This is a genomic window from Caulobacter sp. ErkDOM-E (assembly GCF_048541895.1).
In the GTDB taxonomy this organism is placed as follows: Bacteria; Pseudomonadota; Alphaproteobacteria; order Caulobacterales; family Caulobacteraceae; genus Caulobacter.
The window spans coordinates 3097456-3112123 of the sequence record NZ_CP183331.1; the positions used below are offsets into that span (position 1 = coordinate 3097456).

The window sequence follows — 14668 nt, forward strand, 5'->3', positions numbered from 1 at the left end:
TATTGGAATGCCGGCTTCCGCTCAGTGTGGCGAGGGAGCGGGATAGGTCTATGGACCAAGATCGCCAGCGATGGCGGACTGTGGTGGCGTTGAAGTTCTGGCGGCGGGTCTGGCAGCCCTGCCGCTGCGTCACCCGCTCGCCGGCGATCAACCCGCTCGCCGGGTGATTGCCCCGACGCCCCCCGACAAGCGCCTGTCAGGAACGCGGCAACGACCGGCCGAGCGGCCTTGAGACGCGACCTGTGCTTGAAGCGCCCGCTGTCTTATGCATTGTCGTGCCTCCGCCAAAGTAAAAGGGGGGTGGCTCAAGGTCGGACCTTAGTCGAAAGCGATCATCGCCTGCGACAAAGCGCCACAGCGACCAAATTGGGCAGCAACCTTGAACAGTCGGAAGCGTATTGATCCGGGGGGACGGGACAAACATGCGGCAACAGCTGGCACAACAAGAACAACGGCGGCAGAACACCCTGCTGCTGAGCTTGGCTGTGGCCGTCGTCGCCAGCCTGGCCTTCAGCGACTTCCTGACCCGGACCAATCTGGGTGTCGCGGCGTTCTGGCCCGCGAACGGCCTCCTGATCGTCGGTCTGATGGCGCTGAATGCGCCGCGCCGCATCGCCCTGACCAGCGTGATGATTGTCTTCCATTTGATCATCGACCTGCTTGTCGGAGACAGCCTCGGCAAGGCCTTGCTCTTCACCAGCGTCGACGTTCTGGAAGCCTATGCGGTCTGGGCCGTGGCGCGCCGGATTTCCGGCGGTTTGCTGCGGCTGCGGACAATGCGGCAGCTCGCGCTTCTCGTCGCGGTAGGCGCCCCCATCGCAGCAGCCGCCGCGATCATCTGCGCGCCGCTGCTCTCGATAATCTCGGGAGCGCCCGTGCTGACCTTGATGTGGGCCTGGTTCGCGCGAAGCGGCCTGGGGCTCGCCGTCGTGCTCCCCGCTGTGCTGGTGTTGCTGGACGCGGAGCATCGTCGCGCCTTCCATCGCTCGATTACCGAGCGCCTGGCGCTGTATGCGTCGATCGCCGCGATGACTGCGGTCTGCTTTCATCCTGACGGTGTTCCGGCGCCCTTCCTGATCTTCCCCCTGGCCATGCTGGCCGCCTTTCGACTGGGCGCCCGGGGGGCTGCGGAAAGCTCTCTGGTGGTGGCCTTTATCGCCATTCCCCTGGTGACTTCCACCGGCTATCTGGCCATGGGCATGCGATGGGAAACCGCCAATCCCACCCGCGTCGCCCAGGTCTTCATCAGCCTGCTGTTCGGCACCAATCTGGCGACCGGCCTGGCCCTGGCGCAGCAGGAGCGCCTGAAGCGCCTGCTGGTGCGCCGCGAACAGCTGACCCGCGCCGCCCGCGCCCGCGCCCTGGCCGCGACCGAGGCCAAGACCGAGTTCCTGGCGACCATGAGCCACGAGATCCGCACCCCGCTGAACAGCGTGCTGGGCTTTGCCCAACTGCTGGCGGCCCGCAACGACCTGCCGCCGGACGCCCGCCGGCAAGTAAACCTGATCGACTCCGCCGGCGGCGCCCTGCTGACCGTGGTCAACGACATCCTCGACTTCTCGCGGGTCGAGGCCGGCCAGGTGGAACTGCTGCTGCAACCGACCTCGGCCGCCAACCTGCTGCGCGACACCGTCGCGATCATGGCGCCTGAGGCGCGCGCCAAGGGCCTCAAACTGAACCTTGAGATCATCGATCCGATCGACGCCCTGCACGACCTGGACGACGCCCGCCTGCGCCAGGTGTTGCTCAACCTGCTCAACAACGCGGTGAAGTTCACCGATACGGGACGCATCGACGCCACCCTGATTGTCGAGCCGGGCGATCATGAAGATCGATTGCGTTTCGAAATCACCGACACCGGCGCCGGCATCTCGATCGAGAAGCAAGCCCTGCTGTTCCAGCGCTTCTCGCAGATCGACAGTTCGGCAAGCCGCACCTATGGCGGCGCGGGCCTGGGCCTGGCGATCAGCCGGGCGCTGGTCGAACTGATGGGCGGCAAGATCGGCGTCGACAGCGTGCCGGGTCGCGGCTCATGCTTCTGGATGGAGATCGCCGCGCCGATCGCCGAGTCCTTGGGCGTTCCCGAGCAACGGACACCCCTTTTGCCAGGCGCCGCCCGTATCCTGCTGGTCGACGACCATCCGATGAACCGTGAAATCGGCGTCGCCCTGCTGACCCTGGCCGGCTGCGAGGTCGATATCGCCGAAAACGGTCAGCAGGCCGTCGAGGCGGCCGCGACCGGCGAGTACGACATGATCCTGATGGATATCCACATGCCGCTGATGGACGGTCTGGCCGCCACCCGCGCCATCCGCGCCCTGAACTCGCCCGCCAGCCGGGTTCCGATCATCGCCATGAGCGCCGACGCCCTGCCCCAGCAGGTCGAGCGCTGCTACGCGGCCGGAATGGTCGATCACATCGCCAAGCCGATTCAGCGCGAGGTGCTCTATGCCAAGGTCGAGCGCTGGCGGACCGCTCCCACCAGCATCGACTAGCCGAACCGCGTTCGCTCTTGGAAGATGCGGCCGCGCCGCCTAACCTCTCGCGACCTTGTCCGGGAGGGATTCATGGGTTTCCGCAAACTGGCCGTGCTCACCCTTTGCACGCTGCTCGCCGCCTGCTCGCCCGCCGGGCAGGAACCCGCCGACGCTCCCGGTCGCACCGCCATGAAGCTGGCCACCGACTGGCGCGCCCAGGCCGAGCTTGGCGGCTACTATCAGGCCTTGGCTACTGGCGAATACGCCAGGCGCGGGCTGGATGTGACCCTGATCCAGGGCGGTCCCGGCGTGAACGTGCCCCAGTTGCTGGCCACGGGCGCGGTGGATGCCGGGGTCGGCTCCAACAGCTTCATCGTCATGAACCTGGCCAAGGAAAAGGCCCCTGTTAAGGCCGTTGCCGCCTTCATGGACAAGGACCCCCAGGTGCTGATCGCCCACCCCGGCCAGGGCATCAACGCGATCGCCGACATGAAGGACCGCCCGATCCTGCTGGCGGACGCCTCGATCACCGCCTTCTGGGTCTGGCTGAAGGCCAAGTACGGCTTCACCGACGCTCAAGTGCGCAAGTACAACTACAGCGCTGCGCCGTTCCTGGCCGACAAGCGCATTGTCCAGCAGGGCTATGTCACCAGCGAGCCCTACCTCATCGAGAAGGAGGGCAAGATCAAGCCGGCGGTGTTCTTGCTGGCCGACAGCGGCTATCCCGCCTACGCCTCGATGGCTCTGATGCCCGACAGCTTCATTGCCAAAAACCCGTCGGCCGCGCAGGCCTTCGTCGAGGCCACGGCTGCGGGCTGGAAATCCTATCTCTATGGCGACGCCAAGCCGGGCGACGCGGCCATCCTCAAGGACAATCCTGAGATGACCCAGGACGTCCTCGACCAGGCCCGCGAGAAGATGCGGTCCTACGGCATCGTCCCCAAGGACGGCATTGGCCAGATGACCGACGCCCGCTGGGCGGAGTTCTTCAAGGTCGCATCGGATCAGGGCGTCTATCCCAAGGATATGGACTACAAGGGCGCCTACACGCTGCAGTTCCTGCCCAAGGGCCAATGACACTGACCATCGCCACTCTTTCCGCCGTCGAAGTCGACTACGCCAGGCGCGGCCGCGTCCTGGGGCCGGTGGATCTGGATCTGCGCGCCGGCGAGATCGTCGCCCTCGTGGGGCCGTCCGGCTGCGGCAAGTCCACCGCCCTGCGTTTGCTGGCGGGACTTGAACAGCCCACACGGGGCGCCGTGACCCGCGCCGCTGGCAGGGGCGAGACTGCCGTGGTCTTCCAGGCCCCTACGCTCGCGCCGTGGCTCAGCGCCCAGGCCAATGTGGCTCTCCCTCTGGAACTGGCCGGCGAACGGCATGCCGACGCCATGACCGCCGCCGCCCAGGCCCTGGCCAAGGTCGGTCTGGGCGAAGCGCTTGCGGCGCGGCCCGCTCAGTTGTCGGGCGGCATGGCCATGCGGGTGTCTCTGGCCCGCGCCCTGGTCACCCGCCCTCGCCTGCTGCTGCTGGACGAACCGTTCGCGGCGCTGGACGAGATCACGCGCCGCGCCCTGGCCGACGACGTTCTGGCCCTGGCCGGGGAGCTGTCGCCGGCCATGATCTTCGTCACCCACAATGTCGAGGAGGCGGTCTATATGGCCGGCCGGGTCGTGGTCATGACCCCCGGCCCCGGCCGCATCGCGGGAGAAGTGGCCATCGACGCCCCCCTGATCCGCCCCGCAGGCTTTCGCACCACCGAAGCCTTTCGCCAAGCCGCCGAGACGGTGTCGGGCCTGCTGGCCCAGGCCGGAGTTCGCGCCGCGTGAGGACCTTGTCGGCCTTCCTGTCGCCGCTCGTGCTGATCGGCCTGCTGCTGGCGGGCTGGGAGCTGGCCTGCGCGCGCCTGGCCGTGCCGGCCTATCTGCTGCCGCCACCCAGCGCGATCTGGACGGCCTTGATCGAGGGCTGGGCGCTGCTGCTGGCCTCGGCCTGGGGCACGCTGTCGACGGCCCTGCTGGCGCTGGCCATCGCCAGCCTGCTGGCCTGCACCCTGGCTTTGACGGTCAGTTTGAGCCCCCTGCTGGAAGACGCGATCCGTCCCATCGCCGTCACGCTGCAAGTCACGCCGCTGGTCGCCATCGCGCCGCTGGTCACCATCTGGGCGGGGATCGACCATCCTGAACGCGCCGTGATCGGCCTGGCCGCCGTCGTCGCCTTCTTCCCGATCTTCTCGGGCGCCCTGACCGGCCTGAAGGCCGTGGATCCAGACCTGTCCCGCCTTTTCGACCTCTATGGCGCATCGTCAGCCCAGCGCCTGTGGCGCCTGCGCCTGCCCTCGGCCGTCCCCGCGCTTCTGGAAGGCCACAAGGTCGCCTCCGGCCTGGCCGTAATCGGGGCCGTGGTAGCCGAGTTCGTCGCCGGTTCAGGCGGCTCCCAGGGCCTCGCCTGGCGGATCCTGGAGGCCTATAATCGCCTGCAGACGGCGCGCGTGTTCGCCGCCCTGTTGACCCTGGCCCTGCTGGGTGTGGCGCTTCACGCCCTGATGGAGCTGGCCGAGCGTCGACTGCTCGCAGTTTGGCGCGGACGTTAGGTCCGGATTAAGCGGGGCAGGCTAAGGCTGAAGCCTCGGAGTCCTCCGTCAGGCCGCCTCATGCGCACCATGGTTCTCATCGCCGTCCTTGCTTGCGCCGCGTCCGCCGCGCGCGCCGAGGACACGCGCGAGAGCCGCTATGGTCCGCGACCAAGCCGCCAGACGGGCGCCCTGACCCCCGCGTCGGGCTATGGCGGGCCGATCCTGAGCTGGGCGGGCAAGCAGGAGTCCGCCGCGCCGCGCGCCCAAGGCTCTCAGCCCGTATCGGAGCCCTGGCGTCAGCCCTATGTCGCGCCGCAGGCGCGCCAGACCATGACTAACACCCAGGCCCAGGCGCCGATGTCGGAACCCTGGCGGAGCCTTGGCGCACGACCACAGCCCACGGGGCCGCTCGCCCAGGCCGATCGTCAGCCCATCGCCCCCCCGCCCCAGATCAACCGCCCATCGATCCCGGCGGCGCAGCTCCAGGCCTCGCCCGCGACGATGGCGTCCTATGCGCCTCCGTCGCAGGCCATGGCCCCGAGCATGGCCCGGACCTATTCTGTGGGCCGGCAATATGGCCAGCAGCCTGACGCCCTGCCCCCGCTGCAGCCCAACGGCATGGTGTTCATCGCTCCGTCCGAAGAAGCGCCCCGCCTCAAGGACGACGAGCCCCGGCATGGTTCGGCCGAATGGCTGGCGGCCGGCGCGCGCAGCGACGAAGACGGCGAGCGCGACAACAAGGACCGGTCGCTCTGATGCAGTCCCGGCTTCACGACCTGATCGCCCTGGCCGACGAGCCGTCGAGCGAAAAGCGCCGCGAGCTGCTGCGCGGCGTCACCGATCTGTTCTTCGCCGGCGATGTCCACGACCCCGTGCAGATGGGCCTTTTCGACGACGTCATGAGCCAGCTGGCCGGCGAGATGGAAGAGGCTGTCAAGGTCGAGCTGGCTGAGCGCTTGAGCCACGCGCCGGCCCCGCCGCGCGGCCTCAACAGGGCCCTGGCCCTCGACAGCATCGCCGTCGCCCAGCCCATCCTGCGCGGCTCGTCCAGCCTCTCGGAAGAAGACCTGCTGGAAGTGGCCCGCACCCGCGGCCAGGACCATTTGCGCGCCATCTCGCAGCGCGCCAGCGTTCCCAGCGCGGTATCGGACGCCATCGTCCAGCGCGGCGATGACGACACGCTTGGCGTCCTGCTGCGCAATGAAGGCGCTGTACTGTCGCGTGAAGCGCATGAGGCCGTCGTCGACCGCGCCGCCGCCAATCCGGCCCTGCATGAGGCCGTCATCGACCGCCACAGCCTGCCGGTCGATCTGCTCAACGAAATGTACTTCATGGTCGAGGCCAAGCTTCGCGACCGGATCATGGAGAAGAACGCCGACATGGATCCGGCCACGCTGGAAGCTGCGCTCAATGCCGGTCGCAAGCGCGTGGCCGCCCAGGACGGCGCCCTGCCCTTCGACCACGCCCAGGCCGAGCACGAGTTCCACGCCATCAAGGCCAAGGGCGGCGTCTCGCCCCAGGCCCTGGCCGGAATGCTGCGCGCCAAGAAGACCACGCTGTTCCTGGTCGCCCTGGCCGACATGGCCGATATCGACTTCCACACCGCCCGCAAGATCCTCGAGCGCCGCGAACTGGACGCCCTGGCCGTGGTCTGCAGGGCGGCCGATTTCGACCGCGCTCTGTTCCTGACCTTCGCCCTGCTGATCCTGGATCCGTCCGACGACGTGATGGGCAAGGCCAAGGTCTATGGCGAACTCTATGGCGCCCTGCCCCGGGACGCGGCGCTGCGGACCATCCGCTTCTGGCGTCTGCGCCGTCAGAGCGGCGACGGGGCCGCCGCCTGATCACGGCTTTCGCGGGGCGCTGGCCGCCTTGCTTGCGCCTTCACGGACGCCCAAGGTGAGGCTTCGACCAAGCTCACCTAACCTTAGGCTGTCTATGATTCGCGCCTCGCGCCTGACACTTCTGGCCGCTGTCGGCCTGTCCCTCGCCGCCTGCTCGGCCCTGCCCAAGCTGTCCATGCCGTCCCTGCCGTCCCTGCCTGGCAGGGAGGCGATCCTCGCGCCGGCCCAGCCCGCTGGGCCGACCCTGGCGTCGCTGAAGCCCGGTCAGTGGGCTCATGAGGTCTCGGACGTCGCGCCCGACCCCCGCGTGCGGTTCGGCGTCCTGCCCAGCGGCATGCGCTACGCCCTGATGAAGAACGCCACCCCGCCCCAGCAGGCCGCCCTGCGCCTGTGGTTCGACACCGGCTCGATGATGGAGGCCGACGACCAGCAGGGCCTGGCCCACTTCCTGGAGCACATGGCCTTCAACGGCAGCAAGAACGTGCCCGAAGGCGAGATGATCAAGATCCTGGAGCGCCACGGTCTGGCCTTCGGAGCCGACACCAACGCCTCCACCGGCCTCGACGAGACCATCTATCAGCTGGACCTTCCCAAGACCGACGACGCGACGGTTGACACCTCGCTGATGCTGCTGCGCGAGGCGGCCGGCGAGCTGACCATCGCGCCCGAGGCCGTCGATCGCGAGCGCGGCGTGGTGCTGTCGGAAGAGCGCACCCGCGACAGCCCCGGCTATCGCGTGGCCATCAAGTCGATGGACTTCCAGATGGAAGGCCAGCTGCCACCCAAGCGCATTCCCATCGGCAAGACCGAGGTGCTGAAGACCGCCCCCGCCCAGCGCATCCGCGACTATTACGAGGCCTATTATCGCCCTGAGCGGGCGGTGCTGGTGGCGGTCGGCGACTTCGACCTCGACGCCATGGAGGCCAAGATCAAGACCCGCTTCGGCGACTGGACCGCCAAGGGTCCGGCCGGCGCTGATCCCGTGGTCGGCAAGGTGGCCAAGCGCGGCGAGACCGCCAGGGTGATCGTCGAGCCCGGCGCGGCCCTGTCGGTGCAGCTATCCTGGGCCGGCGCGCCGGACGACAGGATCGAAACCAAGGCCGCCGACGAGCGCGACACGCTGAAGAACCTGGGCTTTGCGGTGCTGAACCGCCGCATGCAGGCCCTGAGCCGCGCGGCCGATCCACCCTTCATCGCCGGCGGCGCCTTTACTGGCGATCAGTACGGCGCCGTGCGCATGACCACCCTGGGCGCCACCGCCCAGCCCGGTCGCTGGCGCGAGGCGCTGTCGGCCCTGGACCAGGAACAGCGCCGCGCCGTGCAACATGGCGTGCGCCAGGACGAGCTGGACCGCGAGATCGCCAGCATGCGCTCATCCCTGGTCGCGGCCGTGTCGGGTGAGGCCACCCAGCGCACGACCGCCCTGGCCAGCGGCATCGTCGGAACCCTCGGCGACGGCGAGACCGTCACCAGCCCCAGCCAGAACCTGGCCGCCTTCGACGAGATCGTGAAGGGCCTGACCGCCGACCGTGTCAGCGCGGCCCTGAAAGCGGCCTTCGCCGGCCAGGGGCCGCTGATCCTGATCCCCAGCCCGACCAATATCGAGGGCGCCGAGAAGACTGTGCTCGCCGCCTATGCAGACGCCCGCAAGGTCGCCGTACTGCCCCCCGCCGCGCCTGGCGTCACGGCCTGGCCCTATGCCAGCTTCGGACCGATCGGCAAGGTCGCCGAGCAGAAGGACGTCACCGACCTCGACACCGTCTTCGTGCGGTTCGAGAACGGCGTGCGACTGACGGTCAAGCCGACCAAGTTCCGCGACGATCAGGTGCTGATCAAGGCCCGCATCGGAAACGGCCTGCTGGATCTGCCCTCGGGGGCCCAGAGCCCGCTGTGGTCCAGCTCGGCCTTCATTGAGGGCGGTCTCAAGCAGATCAGCGCCCAGGACATGGAGCGTGTGCTGAACGGCAAGATCTGGAACGCCAGCCTGGGCGTCGAGGATGACGCCTTCACCCTCAGCGGCCGCACGCGGCCCGAGGATGTCGGCACGGAACTGCAGGTGCTGGCCGGCTTCGCGATGGAGCCGGGCTGGCGGCCCGAGGCCTTCTCGCGGATCAAGACCTACTACGGCACCATTCACGACCAGCTGGAAACCACCACCGGCGGCGTCATCGGGCGCGACCTCAGCGGGCTGCTGCACAACGGCGACAGGCGCTGGACCTTCCCGTCCCGCACGGACATCGCCGCCGCCTCGCTCGATGGCCTGAAGGCGGCGGTCACAGATCCGCTCAGCAAGGGCGCGATCGAGGTCGTGGTCGTCGGCGACATCACGGTCGACAAGGCGATCGCCGCCGTAGCCGAGACCTTCGGGGCCCTGCCCACCCGTCCGGGATTGGCCGATCCTGTCGCCGCGCGTCAGGTTCCCTTCCCCGCCCCGTCACAGACGCCGGTGGTGCTGACCCACAAGGGTCGCGCCGACCAGGCCCAGCTGTTCATTAGCTGGAGGACCGACGATCTGTTCTCCGACCTGCAGCGCTCGCGCGACACCTCGGTGCTGGCCCAGGTGATGCAGCTGCGGCTGACCGACGAACTGCGCGAAAAGCAGGGGGCGACCTATTCGCCCTCGGCCGGGGCCACCCACAGCGTGATCTTCAACGACTGGGGCTATCTGTCGGTCAGCGTCGAGGTGCCGCCGGACAAGCTGGACGGCGTGGCCGCCACCATCCGCCAGATCGCCGCCGACCTGCGCGACAAGCCCGTCACCGATGACGAACTGGAGCGGGCCAAGAAGCCGCGCATCGACCAGATCGAGAAGTCGCGGGTCACCAACGAATACTGGCTGGGCAACCTGTCGGGCGCCCAGACCGATCCGCGGATCCTGGACGCCACCCGCTCGGTGATCGCCGGGCTGGAACGGGTCAAGGCCGCCGACGTCCAGAAGGCCGCCCGCACCTTCCTGGGCGAAGACAGGTCCTGGACCGTGCTGGTCAAGCCGGAAGCCAAGTAGACACGAAAAGGCCCTCCCGCCGGCTGGCGGGAGGGCCTGAACTTTTCCGGCGATGGCGAAGGTCTAGTAGACCACGCCGCCGACGCCGCCATCGAGGCTGAAGCTCATCGAAGACGCGCTGGTCTCGCGGACCTGCTCCTCGCGATAGGCCGTGTAGGTCTCGCTGGTCAGGATGGTCAGGATCTTCACGCCAGCGCCAAAGCGGCGCAGCAGCGAGCGCTCGTTGCAGTCGCGGGCCGGACGCTGCGGTCGGCAGGTCAAGGTACCCGCCTGACCGGCCTGGCCTGCGCCGGGAGCATGATAGAGGGCCTCGTTCTTGGCGCAGATATAGGTCTGGGCGCCGCGGCCATTGGTGCTGATGTCGATGCTGCTCTCGTAGTCGCCGATCACGTACTGCATGCGCGAGCCGGCGATGCAGCGATACAGCTCGCCGTCATAGCGGTCGTCGATGTCGCGGTCGGGCGTGACCTGGGAGGCCGGGTGCGGCACGTCACGATCGTCCAGGCACACGGCGCGGATGACGACGCGGCGCAGCTTGGTGCGGGTGGCTTCATACGATGCGCGACGGCGCACTTCGCCGCCCTCGACATTGAGGCCCTGAATATAGCCGGTCGACATCGGACCAGAGTAGTAACCGCCGTGACCGCCGCCACCATAATAGACGTTGGTGCTGGCGCCCCCACCGGCCCCGGCGCCCGCGCCCGAAGACGCACCGGCCGAAGCCGTGGCGTTGGCATTGGCGTTGACGATCACCGTCGCGCCGACATTGATGTTCACGCCCGGAATATTGACGTTGTGACCCGGCGTGCAGCACGGGGGAGTGGGCGGTTTGGGAGGCTTGGGCGGCGGCGCCGGAGGCTTGCAACAGACCGGGGGCGGTGGCGGACAGCCGGTCGTGCAGCCCGCAGCATAGGCCGCGCCGCCCAGCGTCAGGCTTCCCAGCAGGGCGCCGAGGCCCCAGGTCAGCCCGCGCATCGATCGTTTCGGCGCCTTCATGGCGATCCCCTTCACACGACGTCGTCCGGCCGTTTGGCCAGCAAGAATCGAGCCGCCGCCCGCCTCCCGGTCGGCTTGCGCCAAAACGGGACGGTCGGGGCTTTGGCCCGGATCTCCTAGCAAGCCCCATGCGGCAAAAAACAGCCGTGGAAGGACCCGCTGAGGGGACGACGATGTTCCATCCAAGCACACAACGGTTGATAGACTATTGGCGCGACCGCAAAGGCGACGCGCCCGCGCCGTCGCGCGCCGACATCAATCCGGGCGATTTCACCGACCTTCTGCCTCAGGTCTTCATTGCCGGACGCGAGAAGCTGGGCCGCATGCCCTTCCGTCTGGCCGGCGGGTTCCTGGCCGACCTGCACGCCCGCGATCTGCGCGGCGAGGATCTGCTCAGCCTGTGGGCCCTGTCGCATCGGCTGGAGCTGAAGTCGTCGCTGGAGATCGCCCGTCGCCGTTGCCAGCCGGTGGTGGTAACGGCCGACATTCGGGCCCAGGGGGTTCCGTCGGTCGGCATGGAGGTGCTGTTTGCGCCCCTGCGCGGCGTGGACGGCGAAACCGACCGCTTCCTGGGCCTCTATCAGCCCATCGCCATGACCGCGCGCCTGGAAGGTCGCCCGGCCTATGAACTGGGCGTTCGCCAGATCCAGCCCCTGGGCCTCGCCAATCAGGAAGGCGCGCGGCTGCGCCTGGCCACCCTGGATGGCCGTCGGATCGCCTAGCGCGCAGCCGCCTTTGCCGTCTCGAACTGGTTGGTATGGGTGACGTAGTAGTCCAGTTCGACCAGCAGTTCGCGCCAGGCCGCGTCGATCTCGGCTGTCCAGTCCGCGCCCAGCACCTCGCGCAGGGTGTCAGCCACCACGCCAAAGAAAGTCCCGAACACGTGGGGCGGCACGTCATAGCCGGCGTGGTTCATCGCTTCAGACTGGATCAGGGTGGCCGCGTATTGACGCTCGCCGATGAAGTCCAGGATGGCCCGGATCACCTGCGACAGCATCTCGCCGCGCACCTGGCCATTGGCGTCCATGCAGAACAGCGGCTCCATGTCCGGCTGCTGGCGAAAGAGCCGCTCATAGACCAGGGGCGTGAGATCGTCGCAGCGCTGGGCCGCCTGCTCCAAGCTGCTTTCGATCAGCGCGGCGCTCACGGCGGCTAGCCCCGCCCGGCCGCGTCGAGGTCGGCGACCACCTCGGCGGGCAGGATCAGCCGAGCCGCGCCCATCAGCTCTTCCATCTGGGCGACGCTGGTGGCACTGGCGATGGGGGCGGTGATGGCCGGATGGGCCATGATCCAGGCCAGCGCGATCTGGGCGTGCGTGGCTCCGGTCGCCTCGACGGCCTTGTCCAGAGCCGCCAGCACCCGAACGCCCTTGTCGTTCATGTAGTCGCGCTTGATCGTGTGTCGCCGCGCGCGCCCTTCAAGGTCGGCCTCAGCGCGATACTTGCCCGTCAGGAAGCCCGCGGCCAGACCGTAGAACGGAATGACGCCCAGGCCTTCCGCCGCCGTCAGAGCGGCCAGCTCACCCTCGACCTCGTCACGGTCATAGAGATTGAACTTCGGCTGGATTGTCTCGTAGCGCGGCAGACCGTTGGCCGCCGAAGCCGCCAGGCTTTCGGCCAGCCGGGCCGGTGAGAAATTGGACGCCCCGATGGCCCGCACCTTGCCCGCCTTCACCAGGCGGCCATAGGCCTCCAGTGTCTCCTCGACCGGGGTCGCCGCATCGTCCTGATGCGACTGGTAGAGGTCGATATAGTCGGTCTGCAGCCGCCGCAGCGAACCCTCGACCGCCGCCTCGATATTGGCGGCCGACAGGCCCGGCTGTTTGGGCCACATGGCCACCTTGGTCAGGATCAGCACGTCGTCGCGCCTGCCCCGCGCCTTCAGCCAGCGACCGATGACGCTCTCGGACTCGCCCCCGTCGTGCCCGGGAACCCAGGCCGAATAGACGTCGGCCGTATCGACGGCGTTGAAGCCGCCGCCGACAAGGGCGTCGAGCAGGCGATGCGAGGTCGCCTCGTCCGCCGTCCAGCCAAAGACATTCCCGCCAAACACCAGCGGGGCGATCGAGAGGCCGGAACGGCCGAGGGGGCGACCTTGCATGGCTAGATGATCACGCCGCCACAGCTCGTCCGTCCTCGAACACCGGCGCGTCCATCGGCGCCAGGGCCGCCTTGCCCATGATCATGTCCGCCGCCCGCTCGGCCACCATGATGGTCGGAGCATTGGTGTTGCCGCCCACCAGGGTGGGCATGACCGACGCATCCACGACCCGCAGGCCTGCGATCCCCTGCACGCGCAGCTGATCGTCGACCACCGCCATGGCGTCGCCCGCCGCGCCCATGCGGCAGGTGCCGACCGGGTGATAGATCGTCTCGGACTTGGCCCGGATCCAGGCGTCGAGATCGGCGTCGGCCCGCACATCGGCGCCCGGCGCATACTCGGCGTCACGATAGGGGTCCAGGGCCGCTTGGGCCGCGACTTCACGCGCCATGCGGACGCCCTCGCGCAGAGCGCGGCGATCCTCGTCGGCGGCAAGGTAGTTGCCCAGGATGGTCGGATCGTCGAACGGATCGGCCGAGCGCAGACCCACCGCGCCGCGGCTTTCCGGACGCAGCTGGCAGACGTGCAGGGTGAAGCCGTCCTTCTCGATCAGGGTCTTGCCGTGATCCTGCATGATGGCCAGCACGCCATGGATCTGCAGGTCGGGACGGTCCAGGTCGGGCCGCGACTTCAGGAAGGCGCCGCTCTCGAGGAACTGCTGCCGCCCCATCCCCTTGCCCATCAGCATGTAGGACAGGCCGGTGCCCAGCTTCCTGAGGCCCTTGTTGGCCGAATAGGCGGTCGTCAGGTTCTTGGTCGCCCACGACAGGCAGACGTCCAGGTGATCCTGCAGGTTGGCGCCGACGCCCTTGGACTCCTGGACCACCGCCACGCCGTGTGACTTCAGCAGATCCGGCGCGCCAATGCCCGACAGTTGCAGGATTTGCGGCGACTGCACCGCGCCGGCGCTCAGCAGCACCTCGGCGTCGGCGTGGGCCGTGCGCTTTTCGCCACCCTTGCCGACGACGTAGTCGACGCCGATGGCGCGGCCTTTCTCGATCAGGATCTTCGTGGTGCGGGCTTCGGTCACGCACGTCAGGTTCGGCCGCGACAGGGCCGCCGTCAGATAGGCCGCTGCCGCACTCCAGCGCTTGCCGTCGCGGATGGTCAGGTCGTAGGGCCCGAAGCCCTCTTGCTGGTAGCCATTGAAATCCTTGGTGGTCTTGTAGCCCGCCTGGCGTCCCGCCTCGATCAGGGCAGGATAGAACGGGCTGGGCGACTCGCCCCCGGAAACGTGCAGCGGGCCCTCGCCGCCATGATAGGCGTCGCCACCCGCATGGTGGGTTTCCGAGCGCTTGAAATAGGGCAGCACCTCCGAATACGACCAGCCCGACAGGCCCATCTGCCGCCACTGGTCATAGTCGCGCGCATGGCCGCGAATATAGATCATGCCGTTGATCGCCGAGGAGCCGCCCAGGCCCTTGCCGCGCGGCCACCACAGCTTGCGGTTATTCAGGTGCGGCTCTTCCTCGGTCCAGAAGCCCCAGTTCTGCTCGCCCTTGGCCTTGATCAGTTCGCCGACGCCGGCGGGCATCTTGACCAGGATCGAGGTGTTCTTGCCGCCGGCTTCCAGCAGCAGCACCTTGATGTTGGGATCTTCCGTCAGTCGCGCGGCCAGGACGCAGCCCGCCGAACCGGCGCCGATGACGATGTAATCGAAGCGTTCGCTGGCCAT

12 protein-coding genes are annotated in these 14668 nt (G+C 68.2%); 8 read left to right on the plus strand and 4 right to left on the minus strand.

Translation table 11 applies throughout. From position 1 onward, the window contains the following. Positions 1-422 precede the first annotated feature (422 nt). The 7 genes from ACN2C7_RS15270 to ACN2C7_RS15300 all read left to right on the plus strand — a co-directional run bounded on the left by ACN2C7_RS15270 (position 423) and on the right by ACN2C7_RS15300 (position 9897). Positions 423-2495: an ATP-binding protein gene (locus tag ACN2C7_RS15270; protein ID WP_419317909.1), complete on the plus strand. Its 2073-nt coding sequence runs from the start codon at positions 423-425 to the stop codon at positions 2493-2495. A 72-nt stretch (positions 2496-2567) separates the two neighbouring features. Further along, positions 2568-3554, plus strand: coding sequence for an ABC transporter substrate-binding protein (locus ACN2C7_RS15275; RefSeq protein WP_419317911.1), 987 nt, complete (start codon positions 2568-2570; stop codon positions 3552-3554). Beyond that, positions 3551-4303: an ABC transporter ATP-binding protein gene (locus tag ACN2C7_RS15280; RefSeq protein WP_419317913.1), complete on the plus strand. Its 753-nt coding sequence runs from the start codon at positions 3551-3553 to the stop codon at positions 4301-4303. Before ACN2C7_RS15275 ends, ACN2C7_RS15280 begins: the two co-directional genes overlap by 4 nt. Before the next feature lie 5 nt (positions 4304-4308). Beyond that, complete coding sequence (locus ACN2C7_RS15285; protein WP_419321484.1) at positions 4309-5067, plus strand: ABC transporter permease; 759 nt, start codon at positions 4309-4311, stop codon at positions 5065-5067. A 60-nt stretch (positions 5068-5127) separates the two neighbouring features. Then, positions 5128-5805 carry a hypothetical protein gene (locus ACN2C7_RS15290; RefSeq protein WP_419317915.1) on the plus strand — a complete coding sequence of 226 codons (678 nt, stop codon included), beginning with the start codon at positions 5128-5130 and terminating at the stop codon, positions 5803-5805. Then, positions 5805-6893 carry a DUF2336 domain-containing protein gene (locus ACN2C7_RS15295; protein ID WP_419317917.1) on the plus strand — a complete coding sequence of 363 codons (1089 nt, stop codon included), beginning with the start codon at positions 5805-5807 and terminating at the stop codon, positions 6891-6893. The genes ACN2C7_RS15290 and ACN2C7_RS15295 overlap by 1 nt, the downstream gene beginning before the upstream one ends. 94 nt (positions 6894-6987) lie before the next feature. Continuing rightward, complete coding sequence (locus tag ACN2C7_RS15300) at positions 6988-9897, plus strand: M16 family metallopeptidase (RefSeq protein ID WP_419317919.1); 2910 nt, start codon at positions 6988-6990, stop codon at positions 9895-9897. A 63-nt stretch (positions 9898-9960) separates the two neighbouring features. On the opposite strand, the gene ACN2C7_RS15305 is transcribed toward ACN2C7_RS15300, so the two are convergent. Next, entirely contained in the window at positions 9961-10893 is a 933-nt protein-coding gene (locus ACN2C7_RS15305) for a hypothetical protein (protein WP_419317921.1), read from the minus strand. A 173-nt stretch (positions 10894-11066) separates the two neighbouring features. On the opposite strand from ACN2C7_RS15305, the gene ACN2C7_RS15310 reads away from it, so the two are divergent. Further along, entirely contained in the window at positions 11067-11615 is a 549-nt protein-coding gene (locus tag ACN2C7_RS15310) for a PAS domain-containing protein (protein WP_419317922.1), read from the plus strand. Here ACN2C7_RS15310 and ACN2C7_RS15315 read toward each other — a convergent pair. The 3 genes from ACN2C7_RS15315 to ACN2C7_RS15325 are packed head-to-tail and all read right to left on the minus strand — an operon-like array spanning position 11612 to position 14668. Further along, complete coding sequence (locus ACN2C7_RS15315; RefSeq protein ID WP_419317924.1) at positions 11612-12040, minus strand: globin domain-containing protein; 429 nt, start codon at positions 12038-12040, stop codon at positions 11612-11614. The two genes, ACN2C7_RS15310 and ACN2C7_RS15315, sit on opposite strands and share 4 nt — an antisense overlap. 5 nt (positions 12041-12045) lie before the next feature. Next, on the minus strand, positions 12046-12993 hold the full coding sequence (locus tag ACN2C7_RS15320; RefSeq protein ID WP_419317926.1) for an aldo/keto reductase: 948 nt from the start codon (positions 12991-12993) through the stop codon (positions 12046-12048). 10 nt (positions 12994-13003) lie between these two features. After that, positions 13004-14668, minus strand: coding sequence for a choline dehydrogenase (locus ACN2C7_RS15325; RefSeq protein WP_419317928.1), 1665 nt, complete (start codon positions 14666-14668; stop codon positions 13004-13006).

Excerpts from the sequence above, each read along its gene's own strand:
- ACN2C7_RS15270 (WP_419317909.1), top strand. The coding sequence starts at position 423 with ATGCGGCAACAGCTGGCACAACAAGAACAACGGCGGCAGAACACCCTG.
- ACN2C7_RS15275 (WP_419317911.1), top strand. The coding sequence starts at position 2,568 with ATGGGTTTCCGCAAACTGGCCGTGCTCACCCTTTGCACGCTGCTCGCC.
- ACN2C7_RS15280 (WP_419317913.1), top strand. The coding sequence starts at position 3,551 with ATGACACTGACCATCGCCACTCTTTCCGCCGTCGAAGTCGACTACGCC.
- ACN2C7_RS15290 (WP_419317915.1), top strand. The coding sequence starts at position 5,128 with ATGCGCACCATGGTTCTCATCGCCGTCCTTGCTTGCGCCGCGTCCGCC.
- ACN2C7_RS15295 (WP_419317917.1), top strand. The coding sequence starts at position 5,805 with ATGCAGTCCCGGCTTCACGACCTGATCGCCCTGGCCGACGAGCCGTCG.
- ACN2C7_RS15300 (WP_419317919.1), top strand. The coding sequence starts at position 6,988 with ATGATTCGCGCCTCGCGCCTGACACTTCTGGCCGCTGTCGGCCTGTCC.
- ACN2C7_RS15305 (WP_419317921.1), bottom strand. The coding sequence starts at position 10,893 with ATGAAGGCGCCGAAACGATCGATGCGCGGGCTGACCTGGGGCCTCGGC.
- ACN2C7_RS15310 (WP_419317922.1), top strand. The coding sequence starts at position 11,067 with ATGTTCCATCCAAGCACACAACGGTTGATAGACTATTGGCGCGACCGC.
- ACN2C7_RS15320 (WP_419317926.1), bottom strand. The coding sequence starts at position 12,993 with ATGCAAGGTCGCCCCCTCGGCCGTTCCGGCCTCTCGATCGCCCCGCTG.
- ACN2C7_RS15325 (WP_419317928.1), bottom strand. The coding sequence starts at position 14,668 with ATGGCCAGCGAACGCTTCGATTACATCGTCATCGGCGCCGGTTCGGCG.